Source organism: Sphingomonas sp. MM-1 (genome assembly GCF_000347675.2).
In the GTDB taxonomy this organism is placed as follows: domain Bacteria; phylum Pseudomonadota; class Alphaproteobacteria; order Sphingomonadales; family Sphingomonadaceae; genus Sphingomonas_E; species Sphingomonas_E fennica.
In genome coordinates, this window is record NC_020561.1 from 2,436,770 (window position 1) to 2,455,673 (window position 18,904).

16 protein-coding genes are annotated in these 18,904 nt (G+C 67.9%); 6 read left to right on the forward strand and 10 right to left on the reverse strand.

The window, feature by feature from the left end; translation table 11 throughout:
- Positions 1–81: 81 nt before the first annotated feature.
- Positions 82–1,251, forward strand: coding sequence for a formate-dependent phosphoribosylglycinamide formyltransferase (purT, locus tag G432_RS11685; protein ID WP_015459033.1), 1,170 nt, complete (start codon positions 82–84; stop codon positions 1,249–1,251).
- On the opposite strand, the gene G432_RS11690 is transcribed toward purT, so the two are convergent.
- Both G432_RS11690 and G432_RS11695 read right to left on the reverse strand, forming a co-directional pair.
- Complete coding sequence (locus tag G432_RS11690) at positions 1,239–2,264, reverse strand: alpha/beta hydrolase (RefSeq protein WP_015459034.1); 1,026 nt, start codon at positions 2,262–2,264, stop codon at positions 1,239–1,241. The genes purT and G432_RS11690 overlap by 13 nt on opposite strands.
- A 99-nt stretch (positions 2,265–2,363) precedes the next feature.
- Positions 2,364–4,697, reverse strand: coding sequence for a GH92 family glycosyl hydrolase (locus G432_RS11695; RefSeq protein ID WP_015459035.1), 2,334 nt, complete (start codon positions 4,695–4,697; stop codon positions 2,364–2,366).
- 155 nt (positions 4,698–4,852) lie between these two features.
- On the opposite strand from G432_RS11695, the gene G432_RS11700 reads away from it, so the two are divergent.
- Entirely contained in the window at positions 4,853–5,413 is a 561-nt protein-coding gene (locus G432_RS11700) for a hypothetical protein (RefSeq protein WP_015459036.1), read from the forward strand.
- A gap of 34 nt (positions 5,414–5,447) precedes the next feature.
- On the opposite strand, the gene gyrB is transcribed toward G432_RS11700, so the two are convergent.
- Positions 5,448–7,943, reverse strand: a complete 2,496-nt coding sequence (gyrB, locus tag G432_RS11705; protein WP_443024283.1) for a DNA topoisomerase (ATP-hydrolyzing) subunit B — start codon at positions 7,941–7,943, stop codon at positions 5,448–5,450.
- A gap of 103 nt (positions 7,944–8,046) precedes the next feature.
- The gene (locus G432_RS22150; protein ID WP_015459038.1) at positions 8,047–8,616 is read right to left on the reverse strand and encodes an energy transducer TonB; all 570 of its coding nucleotides are present in this window, start codon (positions 8,614–8,616) and stop codon (positions 8,047–8,049) included.
- A 140-nt stretch (positions 8,617–8,756) separates the two neighbouring features.
- Here G432_RS22150 and G432_RS11715 point away from each other — a divergent pair, with 140 nt between their 5' ends.
- A complete protein-coding gene (locus G432_RS11715; RefSeq protein WP_015459039.1) occupies positions 8,757–9,347 on the forward strand; it encodes a hypothetical protein in 591 nt (196 codons plus the stop codon).
- Here the strand turns inward: G432_RS11715 and recF are convergent.
- The 6 genes from recF to G432_RS11745 all read right to left on the reverse strand — a co-directional run bounded on the left by recF (position 9,329) and on the right by G432_RS11745 (position 16,059).
- Positions 9,329–10,435, reverse strand: coding sequence for a DNA replication/repair protein RecF (gene recF / locus G432_RS11720; protein ID WP_015459040.1), 1,107 nt, complete (start codon positions 10,433–10,435; stop codon positions 9,329–9,331). The genes G432_RS11715 and recF overlap by 19 nt on opposite strands.
- A gap of 83 nt (positions 10,436–10,518) precedes the next feature.
- On the reverse strand, positions 10,519–11,529 hold the full coding sequence (locus G432_RS11725) for a GGDEF domain-containing protein (RefSeq protein ID WP_015459041.1): 1,011 nt from the start codon (positions 11,527–11,529) through the stop codon (positions 10,519–10,521).
- Positions 11,530–11,653: 124 nt separating this feature from the next.
- Positions 11,654–13,213 carry an RNA polymerase factor sigma-54 gene (gene rpoN, locus G432_RS11730; RefSeq protein WP_015459042.1) on the reverse strand — a complete coding sequence of 520 codons (1,560 nt, stop codon included), beginning with the start codon at positions 13,211–13,213 and terminating at the stop codon, positions 11,654–11,656.
- A gap of 45 nt (positions 13,214–13,258) precedes the next feature.
- Entirely contained in the window at positions 13,259–14,038 is a 780-nt protein-coding gene (gene lptB, locus G432_RS11735; RefSeq protein ID WP_015459043.1) for an LPS export ABC transporter ATP-binding protein, read from the reverse strand.
- 212 nt (positions 14,039–14,250) lie between these two features.
- Positions 14,251–15,459 carry a 23S rRNA (adenine(2503)-C(2))-methyltransferase RlmN gene (gene rlmN / locus G432_RS11740; protein WP_041865371.1) on the reverse strand — a complete coding sequence of 403 codons (1,209 nt, stop codon included), beginning with the start codon at positions 15,457–15,459 and terminating at the stop codon, positions 14,251–14,253.
- A gap of 111 nt (positions 15,460–15,570) precedes the next feature.
- The gene (locus G432_RS11745) at positions 15,571–16,059 is read right to left on the reverse strand and encodes a hypothetical protein (RefSeq protein ID WP_041864892.1); all 489 of its coding nucleotides are present in this window, start codon (positions 16,057–16,059) and stop codon (positions 15,571–15,573) included.
- A 153-nt stretch (positions 16,060–16,212) separates the two neighbouring features.
- Here G432_RS11745 and G432_RS11750 point away from each other — a divergent pair, with 153 nt between their 5' ends.
- The 3 genes from G432_RS11750 to dnaN all read left to right on the forward strand — a co-directional run bounded on the left by G432_RS11750 (position 16,213) and on the right by dnaN (position 18,859).
- Positions 16,213–16,788 (forward strand): outer membrane protein, encoded by a 576-nt coding sequence (locus G432_RS11750; protein WP_015459046.1) that lies wholly within the window; start codon positions 16,213–16,215, stop codon positions 16,786–16,788.
- A 290-nt stretch (positions 16,789–17,078) separates the two neighbouring features.
- Complete coding sequence (locus tag G432_RS11755) at positions 17,079–17,594, forward strand: outer membrane protein (protein WP_015459047.1); 516 nt, start codon at positions 17,079–17,081, stop codon at positions 17,592–17,594.
- 152 nt (positions 17,595–17,746) lie between these two features.
- Positions 17,747–18,859: a DNA polymerase III subunit beta gene (dnaN, locus tag G432_RS11760; RefSeq protein ID WP_015459048.1), complete on the forward strand. Its 1,113-nt coding sequence runs from the start codon at positions 17,747–17,749 to the stop codon at positions 18,857–18,859.
- Positions 18,860–18,904 lie beyond the last annotated feature (45 nt).

The window sequence follows — 18,904 nt, forward strand, 5'->3', positions numbered from 1 at the left end:
GATTGACGGGACCGCCGCCGGGACGGCATCGGGCGGTATCGGCAAACAGCGCTGGCCGCGATCGGCCCCGGAAGGCATGGCATGACATTCACCGCAAGGATCCTGTTGCTCGGTTCGGGCGAGCTTGGCCGGGAGTTCGTGATCTCCGCCAAGCGGCTCGGCTGCCATGTCATCGCCTGCGACAGCTATGCGGGCGCGCCGGCGATGCAGGTGGCCGACGGGTTCGAGATATTCTCGATGCTGGATGCGGACCTGCTGCGCGCGGCGATCGAGCGGCACAGGCCCGATTTCGTGGTGCCGGAGATCGAGGCGATCCGCACCGAGGTGCTGGCAGAGATGGAGGCCGGGGGCGTGACGATCGTGCCCTCCGCCCGCGCCACGATCATGACCATGAACCGCGATCGCATCCGCGAGGTGGCGGCGACCGAGCTTGGCCTGCGCACGTCGCGCTACCGCTATGCCGAGACGCTGGAGGAGGTGCGGGCGGGCGCCGCCCATACCGGCCTGCCCTGCGTGATCAAGCCGGTGATGTCGTCATCCGGCAAGGGCCAGAGCACGGTGAAGACGGCGGACGATCTGGAGCGGGCCTGGGACTATGCCGTCGCCAACATGCGCGGCGACCGGAAGAGGGTGATCGTCGAGGAGTTCGTCGATTTCGATTATGAGATCACGCTGCTGACGGTGCGGGCGCGCGACGGCGTGCATTTCTGCCCGCCGATCGGCCATCGGCAGGAACGCGGCGACTATCAGGAATCCTGGCAGCCGACGCCCATGTCCAGGGCGGCGCTGGCCGCCGCCGAGGATATGGCGCGCAAGGTGGTGGACGATCTGGGCGGCTACGGCATCTTCGGCGTCGAATTCTTCGTGAAGGGCGAGGAGGTGATCTTCTCCGAGCTTTCGCCGCGCCCGCACGATACCGGCATGGTGACGCTCGTCAGCCAGAACCTCAACGAGTTCGATCTCCACGCCCGCGCCATATTGGGCCTGCCGATCCCGGAGATACGGCTCTACGGCCCGTCCGCCTCGGCGGTGATCCTGGCCGATCGCGATGCCGGCGATTTCCGCTTCGAAGGGTTGGGCGATGCGCTGGCGGTGCCGGGCGGCGAGGTGGACCTGCGCATCTTCGCCAAGCCGGTGACGCGCCCGAACCGGCGGATGGGCGTGGCGCTGGCGCGGGCCGGCAGCGTCGAGGACGCCCGCCGCATCGCCGCCGAGGCGGCCGGCCGCGTGCGGATCGATTACGGCGCCTGACCCAGCCCGGCGGCGGCGGGCGGAGATGCGGGCGCATCCTCCTCGATGAAGGCCAGCATCGCCGCCAGCGCCTGCCTGCCGGCCGCGGTATCGAGGTTGAACTGATATTCGTGGGGCAGGGGCGGGCGGTAGTCCGCCGGGAAGAAGAGCGTGTCCGTCTCCACGCCGATGCTCCGCAGCTTTTCCGCCAGCGCCACCGCCTGCGGCGCCAGCGGATCGGCATTGCCGCTCGACAGGAAGCTGCGCGGGAAGGCCGGCGTCACGTTGGGCGTGATCGAGGCGAGGCGGAAGCGATCATCCTCCAGGAAGTTCCTCGTGCCCGAATAGGCCCAGAGCACGGTCTTGAGGAACCAGCCATGGTCACCCTCCAGATTGATGGTACCGACATCATAGGCGCCGGATACCAGCAGCAGGGCGGAAAGCTGGCCGGGCCGCAGCGCGGGGGCGATGCCGACCGCGCGGGCATAAGCGGGATCGGTGGTGAGCAGCGCGATCTGGGCCGCGATCTGCGCGCCGGCGGAATCCCCCGCCAGCACGATCCGGCCGGGCGCGATGCCGAGCGCGCCGGCTTCGCGCACAAGATGGCCGAGGGCGGCGTTCACCTGCTCCACCGGCCTGGGATAGGTGGAGCCGAAGCCCGTGGAATATTCGACCGCCACCGTCGCATAGCCGTGGCCGGCCAGCACTTTCAGATAATTGGCGACGCCATCCTTGCTGCCGGCGATCCAGGCGCCGCCATGCACCCAGACGATCATGCGGCGCGGCGCCGTGGAGCCGGCCGGATGATAGAGGTCGAACCGCTCGTCCCGGCCGGGGCCGTAGGCGAGGTCGCGCCGCGCGACGATGCCGGCGGGCACATGCTTTTCGAGCGCGGCCTCCGAAGCATCGTCCCCGCGCGAGAACATGTAGGTGATGACGGCGGCGGACGGCCACGGGCTGAGCCGGAAGGCAAGCAGCAGCAGGAGCAGGAGAAGCGCGACAATGCCGGCGGCCCATAAAGATGCGCGTTTCATGCCTGCCTCCTCCCCGCCCGTCCGTAGGGAAGGGATGATGGTGCCCCCGCCGCCGCCATCGCGCAATCGGGGGCGGCCCGCGCCGCCTTGCCCCTCGCGCTATCTTTCGGGCCGGGCGGTGCTCATCGAATAGGGCCGGGCGGCGGGCGCCGTGCCCCACGTCCTTTCGGGCCCGGGCTGCATGGTGAAGCGCAGCTCGCCCCCGGCCATGATCTCGTCATGCCGCAGATAGGCGCGGTCCAGCGGCTTGCCGTTCAGCGCCACCCGGCCGACATAGCGGTTCGCATCCGACAGGCCTTCCGCGACGATCAGCAGCCGCTTGCCGTTGGGCAGGGCCAGCGTCGCCCGGTCGACGAAGGGGCGGCCGATCACATATTCGTTCGATCCCGGCGCCACCGGGTAGAAGCCCAGCGCGGTGAAGACCAGCCAGGCGGACATCTGGCCGAGATCGTCATTGCCCGAAAGCCCGTCGGGCGTGGGTTTATACTGGCTTTCCACGATCTGCTTCAGCCGTTCCTGCGTGCGCCAGGGCTGGCCGGCATAGGCGTAGAGATAGGCGACATGGTGGCTCGGTTCGTTGCCGTGGATATATTGGCCGATCAGGCCGGCAATATCCTCGGCATGGCTGTAATCGAGCTTCGAATTGTCGAATTCGAACATCCGGTCGAGCTTGGCCGCCGCCGCAGCATCGCCGCCGAGCAGCGCGAACATCGCCGCCTGATCCTGGGGCACGAACCAGCTATATTGCCAGGCATTTCCCTCGGTATAGTCGCTGCCATAGTTGATGGCGGTGGGATCGAAGGGCGTGCGGAAGCTGCCGTCGGCCTTGCGCGCGCGCAGGAAGCCGCTCTGCGCGTCAAAGCTGTTGCGCCAGTTGCCGGCGCGGCGTTCGAACCGCTGGGCGATGTCGGCCCGGCCCATCGCCCCGGCCATGCGGGCGATGGTCCAGTCGTCATAGGCATATTCGGCCGTCTTGGACGCGGCCTCCGGCTCGCGGTCGATCGGCACGAAGCCCAGCTTCATATAATCGTCCAGCCCGCCATAGGGGCCGTAGCTGGCGCTCCTGACCATGGCGTCGAGCGCGGCATCGGCATCGAAGCCGCGCAATCCCTTCAGATAGGCGTCGGCGATGACGGGCACGGCATGATAGCCGATCATCGTCCAGGTCTCGCGCCCGTGGAACTGCCACACGGGCAGCAGGCCGAAGGGGCTCGCCTGCTGGCTGGCGAGCAGCGACTTCACGAAATCCAGGTTCCGCGATTCCGGCTGGACCAGCAGCAGCAGCGGATGTTCGGCGCGGAACGTGTCCCACAGCGAAAAGGTGGAATGGAAGGTGAAGCCCTCCGCCCGATGGACCTGATCGTCCGGCCCCCGATAGCGGCCGTCCGCGTCGGAAAAGATGCTCGGCGCCAGCAGCGCATGGTAGAGCGCGGTGGCCACCATGCGCTTCATCGGCGCGGGGGCATCGATCTCGACGGCGCCGAGCGCCTGTTCCCACGCCGCCCTGGTGCGGGCGCGGATCGCATCGAAATCGCCCGCCTCGCTTTCGAGGTTCGCGATCGCCGCATCCTCGTCGACGCTGGAGATGGCGACCTTTACCTCGAGCGGCGAGGCCAGCTTGCCGAAATCCAGCCTCGCGACGAGCGCGCGGCCCTGAAGCTGCGCCACATCCTCCCGGCCTCGACCCGGCCCCTGGAAGCCGCGATAGGGGATGTTTTCCTCGCGATCGAGGAAGGCGTGGCCCTGGAGCGGAACGTTCGGGCGGATGGCGAAGAACAGCTTGCGCGCCGGCGCCCAGCCGCGCGTTTCGCGCGATCCGGTGATCGTGCCGTCGGCGCGGAGGCGGACCGACGACCAGAGGATCTTGCCCGGATAATTGTAGAGCGAGCTGCGCAGGTCGAGCACGACATGCGCCGCCTTGCCGGCCGGAAAGGCATAGCGATGCACGCCGACGCGCGGCCCGGCGGTAAGCTCCGCCCGCACGCCATGGTCGATGAGCGAGACCGCATAATAGCCGGGCCGCGCGGCCTCTTGGTCATGCGAGAAGCGCGACCGATAGCCGGACCTGGGCTTGGCGGGATCACCCGGCTCCAGCGGCACCGCGTCGCCGGCCACCGGCATCAGCAGGAAATCGCCGAGATCGGAATGGCCGGCGCCGGAAAAATGAGTCTGCGAAAAGCCCTGGATGGTCGGATCGCCATGGCGATAGCCGGCGGCGTGGCCGTAGCAGTCGCGTATCTCGCAGCCGGTGTCCGTATCCGGGCTGACCTGGACCATCCCGAACGGCGCGACCGCGCCGGGGAAGGTATGGCCTTCGCCGCCGGTGCCGATGAACGGATCGGCGCTGTCATAGGTGGTCTGCGCCGCCACCGGGGCGGCGATGACGGCGGCGGCGAGAAGGGCGGATAGCAGGCGGTGCGCGCGTGGTGACATCCCCGCACTAGAGCATGGCGGCCGGCCGGTTCCAAGCGCCTGCCGGGGTGCCAGGCATCGAGAGGCTGGCCTTCGCGCCCGGCCCGGTGATAATCACCCCGATCGAACCGAGCCGAGGGAATATCATTCCACACCGTTTTCGGGGCCGATCCGGATTGGCCCTTTTTCTCCTGCCGCTGATGGGCACCGCCTGCATTCCCCGGCCGGTCGCGCCGCCGCCGAAGCCGCCATCGGTGGCGCGCGCTTCCCAGCCGGAGCCGGACCCGGTGGAGGCGGTCGCCCGCAAGACCGGCGATATCGTCAGCCAGCCGGCGCAGGATGTCGGCATCATGGAAAAGAAGATCCCGCCGGTGCTGATCGCCGCCGCGCAATATCCCTATGCCATGGAGGGGGTGGGGAGCTGCGACCAGATCGGCCATGCGCTGGCGGAGCTGGATGCGGTGCTGGGGCCGGACCTGGAAGGAACCGTGGCGAAGGAGAACAAGGCCGCCAAGCTGGCCGAGGCCGGTGGCAAGATGATCGTGAACGGCATCCTTCCCTTTCGCGGCCTGGTGCGCGAGGTTTCCGGCGCCGCCCCGGCGCAGCGCCGCCTGAATGCCGCGATCGATGCGGGCTATGCCCGTCGCGGCTTCCTGCGCGGACTGGAGGCCGCCCGCAATTGCCGTCTCCGCCAGCGCACCGCCGACACTCCGTCCGCCAGCCAGAAGCGATCCTGATCGCGGCGGAGCGCCGGGCGCGCCGGCGATCCGATCACACGTCGAGATTGGCGACGGAGAGGGCGTTTTCCTGGATGAATTCGCGGCGCGGCTCGACGATGTCGCCCATCAGGCGGGTGAAGATTTCGTCGGCCACGTCGGCCTGCGACACCTCGACCTGCAGCATCGAGCGGTTGGCCGGATCGAGTGTGGTTTCCCAGAGCTGCTCGGCATTCATCTCGCCCAGGCCCTTGTAGCGGCTGATCGACAGGCCCTTGCGGCCAGCGGCGAAGATCGCCTCCAGCAGCTCGGACGGGCGCGTCACCGGCTTGCCGCGCGTGTCGATCGCGGGCTCGTCGCCCTCCTCGGCCTCGGCCGCCTTTTCCGCCGCCTTGACCGCGACGATGCGCGCGGTGGTGGCGTAGGTCGTCGCCTGCTCGGCGGCGAGCGTGTGGAGCTTGCGCGCTTCCTGCGAGGCGACGAAGGCGCCGTCGATGACGTGGTGATCGCTCACCCCGCGCCACAGGCGGACGAGATGATAGCCGCCGTCCGACGTGGCGGTGCCGCTCCAGCTCGCTTCCGGGTCGCCACGGCCGAGCCAGCCGGCCACGCGCGCGGCGGCCTCGGCATGGGCTTCCGGCGAACCGGCGGGATCGAGCGCGCCGGTCAGCGCCAGCGCCTCGACGATCGCGGGATCGTAGCGGCGCGGCACATAGCCCATCAGCGTGCGCATGCGGCGGGCATGATCGATCAGCCCGCGCAGATCCTCGCCCGAGCGCGCGCCGCCGGCGGTTTCCAGCACCATCGATCCGATGCCGGCATCGACCAGATATTCGTCGAGCGCGGCATTGTCCTTGAGGTAGACCTCGGACCGGCCCTTGGCCACCTTGTAGAGCGGCGGCTGGGCGATGAAGAGGTGCCCCTTCTCGATGATGTCCGGCATCTGCCGGTAGAAGAAGGTGAGCAGCAGCGTGCGGATGTGGGCGCCGTCCACGTCGGCGTCCGTCATGATGACGATCTTGTGGTAGCGCAGCTTCTCGATGTTGAAATCGTCGCGGCCGATGCCGGTGCCGAGCGCCTGGATCAGGGTGCCGATTTCCTTGGACGACAGCATCCGGTCGAACCGCGCGCGCTCTACGTTCAGGATCTTGCCCTTGAGCGGCAGGATCGCCTGATAATGGCGGTCACGGCCCTGCTTGGCAGAGCCGCCGGCCGAATCACCCTCGACCAGGAACAGTTCGGACTTGGCGGGATCGCGCTCCTGGCAGTCGGCAAGCTTGCCGGGCAGCGAGGCGATGTCCATCACGCCCTTGCGCCGGGTCAGCTCGCGCGCCTTGCGGGCGGCCTCGCGCGCGGCGGCGGCGTCGATCACCTTCTGGATGATCGCGCGGGCATGGGCGGGATTTTCCTCCAGCCAGTCGGCCAGCTTGTCCGCCATCAGCGCCTCGAGCGGCTGGCGCACCTCGGACGAGACCAGCTTGTCCTTGGTCTGCGAGCTGAACTTCGGATCGGGCAGCTTGACCGAGACGATCGCGGTAAGGCCCTCGCGCATGTCGTCGCCCGTCAGCGTCACCTTCTCCTTCTTCAGGAGGCCGGACTTGTCGGCATAGGCGTTGAGCGTGCGGGTGAGCGCCGCGCGGAAGGCGGCGAGGTGGGTGCCGCCGTCGCGCTGCGGGATGTTGTTGGTGAAGCAGAGAACCTGCTCGTAATAGCTGTCATTCCATTCCAGCGCGACATCGATGCCGACATCGTCGCGCTGGCCGGTGATCGCCACCGGCTCCGGCATCAGCGGGGTCTTGGCGCGATCGAGATATTTCACGAAGGCGGCGATGCCCCCTTCGTAGAACAGCTCCACCTCCTTCTTCTCGGCATGGCGGGCATCGATCAGGAACAGCCGGACGCCGGAATTGAGGAAGGCGAGCTCGCGATAGCGATGCTCCAGCTTGTCGAAATCGAACTCGGTGACGTTCTTGAACGTGTCCGTCGAAGGCAGGAAGGTGACGCGCGTGCCCTTCTTCCCGTTGGACGGGCCGACCACCTTGAGCGGAGCCACGGCATCGCCGCGCTGGAAGCGCATATAATGCTCCTCCCCGTCGCGCCAGATGGTGAGATCGAGGAAATCGGACAGCGCGTTCACCACCGACACGCCGACGCCGTGGAGGCCGCCCGAAACCTTGTAGGCGTTGGAATCCGACGTGTTGTCGAACTTACCGCCGGCATGGAGCTGGGTCATGATGACCTCGGCCGCCGACACGCCTTCCTCGGCATGGATGCCGGTGGGGATGCCGCGGCCATTATCCTCGACCGAGACCGATCCGTCGGGGTTGAGGGTGATCAGGATCAGGTCGCAATGCCCGGCCAGCGCCTCGTCGATCGCATTGTCCGAAACCTCGAACACCATATGGTGCAGGCCCGAACCGTCATCGGTATCGCCGATATACATGCCGGGCCGCTTGCGCACGGCATCGAGGCCCTTCAGGACCTTGATCGAATCGGCGCCATAATCGTTGGGGGAAGGGGTGTTCTCGGGTTCGCTAGCCATGTCGAGCATATAGGGAATCGAAGCGCCAAACCCAAGCGAAATGGGTGGCGGCGGGCCCTTCGGGCGCGCGGTTCGCGCTGGCCCGCGGCCCGGATGCCGCGGCGGCGGCGCTTCACCGCTTCGGCGGCGCTTCCCACGCCACGTCGCGCATGCCGATGGCGCGGACCGGGTGGCCTTTCAGCGTCGCCGGCATGTAGCGGGCGCGGGCGAGGATGAGGGTGCAGGATCGCTGGTCGAGATCGGCCGATCCGCTGGAAAGGAATACCCAGCAGGCGGCCGCCTTGCCGGTCTCGTCCACCTCCACCACCGCGCGCGTCGTGCCGGAATCGCCGCGCCTGGCCGCGCGTTCGGGATAGTCGGCGGGCGTCACCAGCGGCTGGGCGTCCGCCACCGGCAGGGCGGGCTTGATGTCGCGGGGCACGCCGCGATTGCGCAGCGTATCGCAGGCGCGATAGTCGCGGCGGACGGATTTGGTGCTGACGATCGCCGTGCACTGGCTGATATTGCCCATGCCATCGGCCGTGTAGGCGAGCGTCGCCTTGTCGATCACCACTGCCGGAAACAACGCTCCGTCACGGGTGGTGCCGCTCGGAAAGATCACGGCGGCGGCGGGCGCGGCCGCCCCGGCGATCAGCAGGATGGCGAGCAGGCGGGCGCGGAGCGGCCGCGTGGACGATGGCATTATGATCCCCCCGGATATCTGTCCGATGCGATGGTCGCAGCCGCCAGCCTAATGGCGGGCGGCAGGAAGGAAAAGGCCGGTTTTTGGCGGTAGGGGAATGGGATGATAGGCTCGCTGCCCGATGGGATGGAGCGCCGCCGATGCCGCCGGAACCCGACAGCCACGAAATCTATCTGCATCTGCGGGTGCTGATCGGGGTGGTGCTGGGCCTCAGCCTCACCCGCATCCTTTCCGGCCTGTCCCGGCTGGTGCAGCATCCCGGTCGGGTGCCGCTTTATGCCCCGCACCTCTTGTGGGTGCTGGTGATCCTGGTTTCGGCGATTCATTTTTGGTGGTGGGAATTCGGGCTGGCCACGATCCGCGTCTGGCGGTTCGAGCTGTTCGTCTTCATCCTGTTCTACGCCTTCCTCTGGTTCCTGCTGGCGAGCCTGCTCTTCCCGGACGATCTGGCCGAATATGCCGGTTATGAGGATTATTTCCTGTCGCGGCGGCGCTGGTTCTTCGGGCTGTTCGCGCTCACCTTCGTGGTCGATTATTTCGATACGATCCTGAAGGGGCCGGTGCGGCTGGCGCAGCTCGGGCCGGAATATGAGGTCCGGCTGGCAGTGGGGGTGCTGCTGTGCCTCGCGGCGATGGCGACGCGCAATCGCGCCTTCCACCTCGCCTTCGCCGGCCTGTTCCTGCTCTATGACCTGAGCTGGATCGAGCGGGCCTATGACCTGCTGGGATGAGCGACCGGAACGACGGCCCCGGCGGCGACGGTGAGGTGCTGGGCGCCGGCGGGCGCGGCCTCGAACAAGGCGGGTTCCGTGCCGGTCATCCACACCTGGCCGCCGCCGGCCGCCAGCCGATCGAACAGGGCGGCGCGGCGCAGAGGATCGAGATGGGCGGCGACCTCGTCGAGCAGCAGCACCGGCCGGCGGCCGACCCGTTCGGCGACCAGATCGGCATGGGCGAGGACGATGCCGAGCAGCAGCGCCTTCTGCTCGCCGGTCGACGCGCGCGCGGCCGGCTGGCCCTTGGCGCGATGGATGACGGCAAGGTCGGCGCGGTGCGGGCCCGTGAGCGTCCTCCCTGCCACGGCATCGCGGGCGCGGCCGGCGGCGAGCGCCTCGCGCAGCGCGGCCTCCGCCATCGCCTCGCCGCCTTCGATCGCCAGCGCGGCGCGGGCGAAGGGGCCTTCGGGCTGGCGGGCGATGCGTTCGTCCAGCGCCGTGACGGTGCGCGCCCGCGCTTCCGCCACCGCCGCGCCATGTTCCGCCATCGCCGCTTCCAGCGAGGCGAGCCAGGCGGGATCGGCGCGGCGGCCGCTGTCCCGCTCCTCCGCCAGCAGCCGGTTGCGCGCGCGCATCGCCGCCTCGTAGCGCGCGGCATGGGCGGCGTGGCCGGGTTCCAGCGCCAGCACCAGCCGGTCGAGGAAGCGGCGGCGGCCGCCCGCGCCCTCCACGAACAGCCGGTCCATCGCCGGGGTCAGCCACAGCACCGCCAGCCATTCCGAAAGCGCGTTGGCCGATGCCGCCGCCCCGTTGATCCGCACCTGCCGCCGTTCGGGGGCCGAGGCGAGCGTGCCGGTGCCGATCTCGACATCGCCGGCCAGCCGCGCGGCGACGGCGAAACCGCCCGGCCCGTCGCTGCGGGCCATTTCGGAAAGCGCCGCCCCGCGCAGCCCCCGGCCGGGGGTGAGCAGCGAGACGGCCTCCAATATATTGGTCTTGCCCGCGCCATTCTCGCCGGTCAGCACGATCAGCCCCGGCTCGCAGGCGAGCAGCGCCTGGCCGTAGGATCGGAAATCGGTGAGCGCGAGGCGGGTGACGGCCATGCCATCCCCTAGAGCGGTTTCGAGGCGGATGGAATCATCCGCTGATCGGGCGCGCTTCGGTCAGCGCATTTCCGGGCGGGCGCTCAATCCGCCGCGTAGATGCGGTTGCGGCCGTCGCTCTTGGCCCGGTAGAGCGCGTCGTCGGCCGCCTTCAGCATGGCCGAGGTGTCGCGCCGCCCGCGCATGCCGGCGATGCCGGCCGAGAAGGTGACGCGGCCGAGCGTCTCGCCCGTCTGGCGCAAGGTCACCTGCCGGGCGGCGACATCGGCGCGGATCGTATCGAGCTGGGCCATGGCGTCGCGCGGCTCGGCGCCGTCGAAGACGACGACGAACTCCTCGCCGCCATAGCGCGCGACGAACAGGCTGTCCGATCCCACGCGGGAAAGGGCGGACGCGATCAGCCGGATCACCTGATCGCCGATCGGATGGCCGTGCGTGTCGTTGATCCGCTTGAAATTATCGATGTCGCAGATGGCGAGGGAGAAGGTGCGGCGCTGGGCGCGCGCGGCCTCGAAGGCGTCGCGCAGCCGCGCCTCCAGCGCGCGGCGGTTGGGCAGGCCGGTCAAGGGGTCGCTATTGGCCGATACCGATGCCTCGGCAAGGCGGGTGCGCAGCTCCTGTATCTCGTCGGATGCCTTGCGGATGCGGTCCTCTGCCGCCCAGGCGCGCTCGGTCATCAGCCGGGTTTCGGCCAGCAGCTCGGCGATCACCGCCTCCGGCCCCTCGCCGGTCGCGAGCGTGACGGCGCCCGCTTCCAGCACGTCGGCGAAGCGGCGGGTGTCGCCCTGTGTCTCGCCGATCACATGGGCGGCTTCCTCCGCCTTCTGCCGGGCCTGCTGGGCGAAGCGCATGATCTCGTCGCTGGTGACTGTGCGGCTGTGGACCGCCATCAGCCCGGCCAGCGCCGTGCGGGTCAGCCCGCCATGACGCTCTATCGCCTGGTCGAAGGTCTTCACCAGCGCGGTATCGCCCATCACATAACGGCGGCAGAGATCGAAATTGGCGACCGTCGGCTCCAGCCCGTGCGTGAACAGGAGATCGCCGATGCGATCCCATGTCCGCCGCGCTTCCGATCTCTCCGGCATGTCCGGCATGAATATGGTCGCTCCCCCCGGCGGATCGAAACGGGCGGACGCCCGATACAGACGCCTGTTACCCCGGCTTCCGTTTCCGGGCTGTTAACGTAACGATCTAGAAAAATCCGCTAAACGCAGATGGTTAAGCGGCGTGCCGGGAAAGGGCCCGCTGGCGGCGGCGCTGGACGGACGATCCGAGGCCCAGGCCTTCGCGATATTTGGCGACGGTGCGGCGCGCGATATCGAAGCCGCGCGCCTTCAGCAGCTCGACCAGCTTGTCGTCGGACAGGATATCGTCGCCCTCGGCCGCGATCAGCTTGGCGATGTGGCTCTTCACCGCCTCGGCCGAAACCGCGTCGCCGCCGTCGGACGCCTGGATCGCGCTGGTGAAGAAATATTTCAGCTCGAACAGCCCGCGCTCGCACGACAGATATTTGTTGGATGTCACGCGGCTGACGGTGGATTCGTGCATGCCGATGGCGTCCGCCACCGCCTTCAGCGTCAGCGGGCGGAGATGCTCGACGCCGCGCGTGAAGAAGGCTTCCTGCTGCTGCACCAGCTCGCTCGCGACCTTCATGATCGTGCGGGCGCGCTGATCGAGCGCCTTCACCAGCCAGTTGGCGCTGGCCAGGCAATCCGAAAGCCAGGCCTTGCTCGCCTTGTCGCGGGGGCCGCGCGCCAGTTCGACATAATAGGATCGGTTGACCAGCACGCGCGGCAGCGTGGCGGCGTTGAGCTCGATCGCCCAGCCGCCGGCGGTGCGCGCGACGAACAGGTCGGGCGTCACCGGCTGGATGCGCCCGCCGCCGAAGCGCAGGCCCGGTTTCGGATCATAATTGCGCAGCTCGCGGATCATGTCCGCCATATCCTCCTCGTCCACCCCGCAGATGCGGCGGAGCTGGGGGAGGGCGCCCCGCGCGAGCAGATCGAGATTGTCGATCAGCCGCGCCATGGCGGGGTCGTAGCGATCGACCTCCCTGGCCTGCAGTGCGATGCATTCGGCGAGCGTGCGGGCGCCGACGCCGGTGGGATCGAAGGTCTGGATCGTCGCCAGCACGCGCTCGACCTGCGCCAGCGGCACGCCCAGGCGCTGCGAGAGATCGAGCGGGGCGCCGGTGAAATAGCCGGCCTCGTCGATCAGGTCGATGACCATGCCGGCGATTATGAGGTCGTTGCCGGACAGGCTGCTGCCCGCCTGCGCCAGCAGATGATCCTGGAGGGACAGATCCTCCGCCATCGCCGAGAAATCGGGGCCGTCCTCCGAATAGCTGCCGCCCGAGGTGGCGATATCGAGGCCGAGGCCGCCGTCCAGCCCGCGCGCCGAATCGATCGCGCTGTCATGCTGGAACACGTCCGCGTCATAATCCACGTCCAGCGGCGCATCCGCCGTGGCGTCGCCGGTTTCGAACAGGCGGTCGGCGGTGGCGGGCTCCGGCCCTTCCCCGTCGAAATCGCCGCCGTCGCCATCGCCCTGCGCATCGTCGGAAAAATCGGGGGCGTCGCGGGTCTCGCCCGCGCCGTCGCGCTCGCCTTCGCCGGATGCCGCGCCCGCCTCCAGCAGCGGGTTCTTCTCCACCTCCTCGGCGATGAAGGCTTCGATCTCGAGGTTGGACAGCGCCAGCAGCTTGATCGCCTGCTGGAGCTGCGGCGTCATCACCAGCGACTGGCTCTGTCGCAGGTCGAGGCGAGGCCCCAGCCCCATCAGCGGCGCTCCCCTGCGGCGAAGGCGAGGACGGCGCGCATCATCTCAAAGCGCGAAGCTTTCGCCCAGATAGAGGCGGCGGACATTCTCGTCGGCCACCAGCGCCTCCGGGCTTCCGGAAAAGAGCACGCGCCCGTCATAGATGATGCAGGCGCGATCGACGATGTCGAGCGTTTCGCGGACGTTGTGATCGGTGATCAGCACGCCGATGTCGCGGCGCTTCAGATCCTTCACCAGATCGCGGATGTCGGCGATGGAGAGAGGGTCGATGCCGGCGAAGGGCTCGTCCAGCAGCATGATCGAGGGATCGGCCGCCAGCGCCCGGGCGATCTCGCAGCGCCGCCGCTCGCCGCCCGAAAGCGCCATCGCGGCCGAACCGCGCAGCCGTTCGATGTGAAATTCGGCGAGGAGGGTTTCCAGCCGCTGGGCGCGGACATCCTTGTCCGGCTCCACCATCTCCAGCACGGCGAGGATGTTCTGCTCCACCGTCAGCCCCCGGAAGATCGAGGTTTCCTGCGGTAGATAGCCCAGGCCCAGGATCGCGCGGCGATACATGGGCAGGCGGGTGATATCCTGCCCGTCCAGCAGGATGCGCCCGGCATCGGGCTTCACCAGCCCCATCACCGAATAGAAGCAGGTCGTCTTGCCCGCGCCGTTGGGGCCGAGCAGGCCCACCACCTCGCCGCGCGCCACGTCCAGCGAAACGTCCGTCAGCACCTGCCGGCGATCATAGGCCTTGGCGATCGACACGATCGAAAGCCCGCGCGCCACGCCTTCGGCTTCCGGAAAATGGGACGGCCTTTCGATGGTGGCGCTGTCGTTCATGCCGGGTCCGTTCGCATGGCAATGGTTGGCAAAGGGTTAGCCAAGCCGAATTGGCAGGCTTCATGCATGATAGCATCCCCTCCGGCAAGAAAAAGGGCGAAGCCGACAGGGCGAGCGGGAGGGCGCGATCGGCCGTGTTGCCGAAACGCATCGCAAGGGTGCGCAAACCGGGCGAAGGCATCGGGAGGCGCGATCCTCCCGATGCCCCTTGTTCAGCCGAGCGCGGCCTGCTTTTCGGCGGCGCGGCGATCGAGCTCGGCGCGGCTGATCTTTTCCGCGGCCGACTTGAGCTGGCCGCACGCGGCCATGATGTCCCGCCCGCGCGGCTGGCGGACCGGCGCGGAGATGCCAGCCTTGAACACGATGTCCGAGAAGCGCTGGATGCGCTCGTCGGTTGAGCATTCATAGGGCACGCCTGGCCAGGGGTTGAACGGGATCAGGTTGACCTTGGCGGGCAGCTTGTAATGGCGGATCAGGCGGACCAGCTCGCGCGCGTCCTCGTCGCTGTCATTCTTGTCCTTCAGCATCACATATTCGAAGGTGATGCGCCGGGCGTTGTTGGCGCCGGGATAGGCGGCGCAGGCGGACAGCAGTTCCTCGATGCCGTATTTCTTGTTGATCGGCACGATCTCGTCGCGGATCTCCTTGGTGACGGCATGGAGCGAGACGGCGAGGTTCACGCCGATCTCCTTGCCGGCGCGCTCCATCATCGGCACCACGCCGCTGGTGGAAAGCGTGATCCGCCGCTTGGAAAGCGCCAGCCCGTCCCCGTCCATGACGAGCGCGAGCGCATCGCGGACATTGTCGAAATTGTAGAGCGGCTCGCCCATGCCCATCATCACGATGTTGGTGAGCATGCGGCCCTCGGGCTGGCTGGGCCATTCGCCGAGCGCATCGCGCGCCAGCATCACCTGGCCGACGATCTCGCCCGCCGTCAGGTTGCGGACCAGCTTCATGGTGCCGGTGTGGCAGAAGCGGCAGTTGAGCGTGCAGCCCACCTGGCTCGAGACGCAGAGCGTGCCCCGATCGGCATCGGGGATGAACACCATCTCATAATCCTGGCCGTCGTCCGACCGCAGCAGCCACTTGCGCGTGCCGTCCGTGGAGACCTGCGCCTGCACCACCTGCGGGCGGCCGATGACGAAGCGTTCCTCCAGCCAGGGATGCATCGTCTTGGCGATGTCCGTCATCGCGGTGAAATCGGTGGTGCCGCGATTATAGATCCAGTGCCAGAGCTGTTTCGCCCGCAATTTCGCCTGCTTGGGCTCCAGCCCGGCATCGGCCAGCAGCGCGCGGAGCTGATCGCGGGTAAGGCCGATCAGGTCGACGCGGCCGTCGGCGCGGGGCACGGCGGCGCGCGGAACCGGCACAGGATCGATGCCGCCGGGAATCGGCATGGTGATGGGCTGGGGGGCGTTCATGCGCGCCCACATAGTGAAATCGGGCGGATTTTGCCAGTGAGAGGCTGTTTGGGCGAATCCGGCCTCACCGGATTTGTGGGCGCCGGTGGGCGCTGCCGCGCCGAAACCGCTTCAGCGGCCGGGCGCGCAGGCGATCGCGGCGGCGTCGATCGCAGTGGCGGCGCCGCGCAGCTCATAATGGTCGCTCATACGCTTGCCGTCCTCGCCGCGCGTTTCCACCCGCATCGAATCCCCGCCGCGCATCGCCGCGACGATCGCGGCGTCGGTGGCGGCATCGGGCGCCCAGGCATCCGCGCCGCCGGCGACCAGCGTGAAGCGCCGGCCGTCCACCGCCAGGGTCACCAGCGCGCCGCGCTGCTTCACCGCGCGCAGCCTGATGTGGAGCTGGCCGCGCACCTGCCGGCCGGGCCAGTGGGCGATCGAGGCGAAGGGGCGCCACTTGCCGGTGAGCGGCGCGTCGACCGCCTCGGCGATCGCATAGCAGCGCAGCGGCCGCACGTCGCGGAACGCCCCCCAGCCGCCGAACAGCCCCAGCGGCTCGCGCGCCTGCGCGGCACCGCCCAGCGCCGTCGCCAGCAATGTCGCTGCCATCCATATCATCGCCGAATCCCCACCAGCGGCCTCATCCGCTTATTGTTGCATCATTGCAACAGGGCAGGCGCAGTCGCGCATCGTTCATCCGGGCGACAGGTGGGGCGGTGCCTTAAGGCCCCCGTCCCGCGATCGGGGCCAAGTACCTGATGGAGCTTTCTTATGCGTAAAGTAGCAACCGCCCTTCTGTTCGCCTCCGCCGTGGCCGCGACGCCCGCGCTGGCGCAGGACAATGCCGGTTCCTTCGCCGGTCCGCGCGTCGAGGGCGTGATCGGCTGGGATCGCACGCAGGCCAATGGCGGTCACGACGATGGCGTGCTCTACGGCATCGGCGCCGGCTACGACTTCCAGCGTGGCAACACCGTGTTCGGGCTTGAGACCGAACTCACCGATTCGGACGTGAAGCAGTGCATCGGCGCTGCGACGGCCGCCGATCCGCGCCTGTGCGCCAAGGCTGGCCGCGACATCTATGTCGGCGGTCGTGTGGGCTATGTCGTCGGCGGCTCGACCCTGCTTTACGCGAAGGCCGGCTACACCAACGGCCGCTACAAGGTTTCGGCCGATGACGGCACGGTCCGCATCTCGGACGGCCAGAATCTCGATGGCATCCGCGTCGGCGCCGGCGCCGAATATGCGATCGGCCCGAACTCCTACCTGAAGGCCGAATATCGCTATTCGAACTATGAGCAGGGCGTTTCGCGCCACCAGGCGCTCGCCGGCTTCGGCTTCCGCTTCTGATGCGGGCCTGAGGCCGGGCGACAGCCTGGTCGCCCTGCCCATGATTACGGGCAGGAAACATTCGAAAAAGGGCGTCGGCAGGTTGCTGCCGGCGCCCTTTCTGTTGTTGCATTAATACAACTATTCCCGACATATTATCCCATATCGGCCATATTTTATTGGGTTTGACATGTTGTATATGGGCAACATCGCGAATTTTGCACTGGCTGACGCACATTCGCATTCCTAGATGGCGCTCTGCCGGTCGTTCGAAAACCCAAATAAGGCCGGCCAGAAAGCAGGAGTTTAGTATGAAGCGTTTTGCAGCCGCCGCCGTCGCGGCCCTCGTCGTCGCTACCCCGGCCCTCGCCCAGGACAGCGCCTCCTTCACCGGCCCGCGTGTCGAAGCCGTGCTCGGCTATGACGTCGTCTCCACCCCCGGCGTGAGCGATCCCGATGGCTTCCTCTACGGCGTCGGCGTCGGCTACGACGTTCAGGTGAAGGGCGTCGTGCTCGGCCTCGAGGGCGAGTGGACCGATTCCACCACCAAGAAGTATGGCGTGAACTCGGATCGCGACCTCTATGTCGGCGGCCGCATCGGCGTTCCGATCAGCAACGTCGCGCTGCTCTACGGCAAGGTCGGCTACACCAACGCCCGCCTCGAGAGCGACGTCTACAGCAAGAACCTCGACGGCATCCGTCTCGGCGCCGGCATGGAATATGCGATCGGCGGCAACATGTTCGTGAAGGGCGAATATCGCTACTCGAACTATGAAGACGATCTGTCGCGTCACCAGGTCGTCGGCGGCTTCGGCATCCGCTTCTGATGCCGGCCCGCCCGCATGGATGCGGGCGGCGATGAAAGAGGGGGCTGGGGCGGCAATGCCCCGGCCTCTTTTTTATGCGCAACCCACTGGCGGGCGCGGGAAGCCGCGCTATAACGCATATCCGTTTTGGCTGCGGGGAATCCGGGGAAGGTATGAAGGCTACGATCGAGCGGGCAACGCTGTTGAAGAGCCTGAGCCACGTCCAATCGGTGGTGGAACGGCGCAATACGATCCCCATCCTTTCCAACGTGCTGATCGAGGCGGCCGCCGATGGCGGGCTGAAGCTGATGGCGACGGACCTCGACCTGCAGATCGTCGAGACGATCGAGGCGGCGGTGGACGTGCCGGGCGCGACGACGGTTTCGGCGCACACCCTGTTCGAAATCGCGCGCAAGCTGCCAGAGGGATCGCAGGTCGAGCTTTCGGCCGCGGACGGCAAGATGAAGATCGTCGCCGGCCGGTCCAACTTCAACCTGCCGACGCTGCCGCGCGACGACTTCCCGGTGATCGCGGAAGGCGAGCTGCCGACCCGGTTCGAGCTGCCGGCCGCCACGCTGCGCCAGATCATCGACAAGACGCGCTTCGCCATCTCCACCGAAGAGACGCGCTATTATCTGAACGGCATCTTCCTGCACGTGTCGGACGAGGCGCAGCCGGTGCTGAAGGCCGCCGCGACCGACGGCCACCGCCTCGCCCGCGTCACCGTGGCGCGGCCGGACGGCGCGGCCGGCATGCCGGACGTCATCATCCCGCGCAAATGCGTGGGCGAGCTGCGCAAGCTGCTGGACGAGCTGGACGGCACGGTGGAGGTGTCGCTCTCCCCCACCAAGATCCGCTTCGGGCTGGGATCGGCGATCCTCACCTCCAAGCTGATCGACGGCACCTTCCCCGATTATACGCGCGTCATCCCGACCGCGAACGACAAGCTGCTCAAGCTCGATCCCAAGAGCTTCATGCAGGGCGTCGACCGCGTCGCCACGATCGCGAGCGAAAAGACCCGCGCGGTGAAGATGTCGCTGGATCGCGACAAGATCACGCTCTCCGTCACCAGCCCGGAAAACGGCACGGCGGCGGAGGAAGTGCCCGGCGAATATGTCGCCGACAGCTTCGACATCGGCTTCAACGCCCGCTACCTGATGGACATCCTCGGCCAGATCGAGGGCGACATGGTGGAAGTGCACCTGGCCGATGCCGCGGCACCGACGCTGATCCGCGAGAACGACACCGCACCGGCGCTCTACGTGCTGATGCCGATGCGCGTCTGAGGACATGAGGGCCGGGCGTGGGTGCCCGGCCCCCCTGACGGCGTT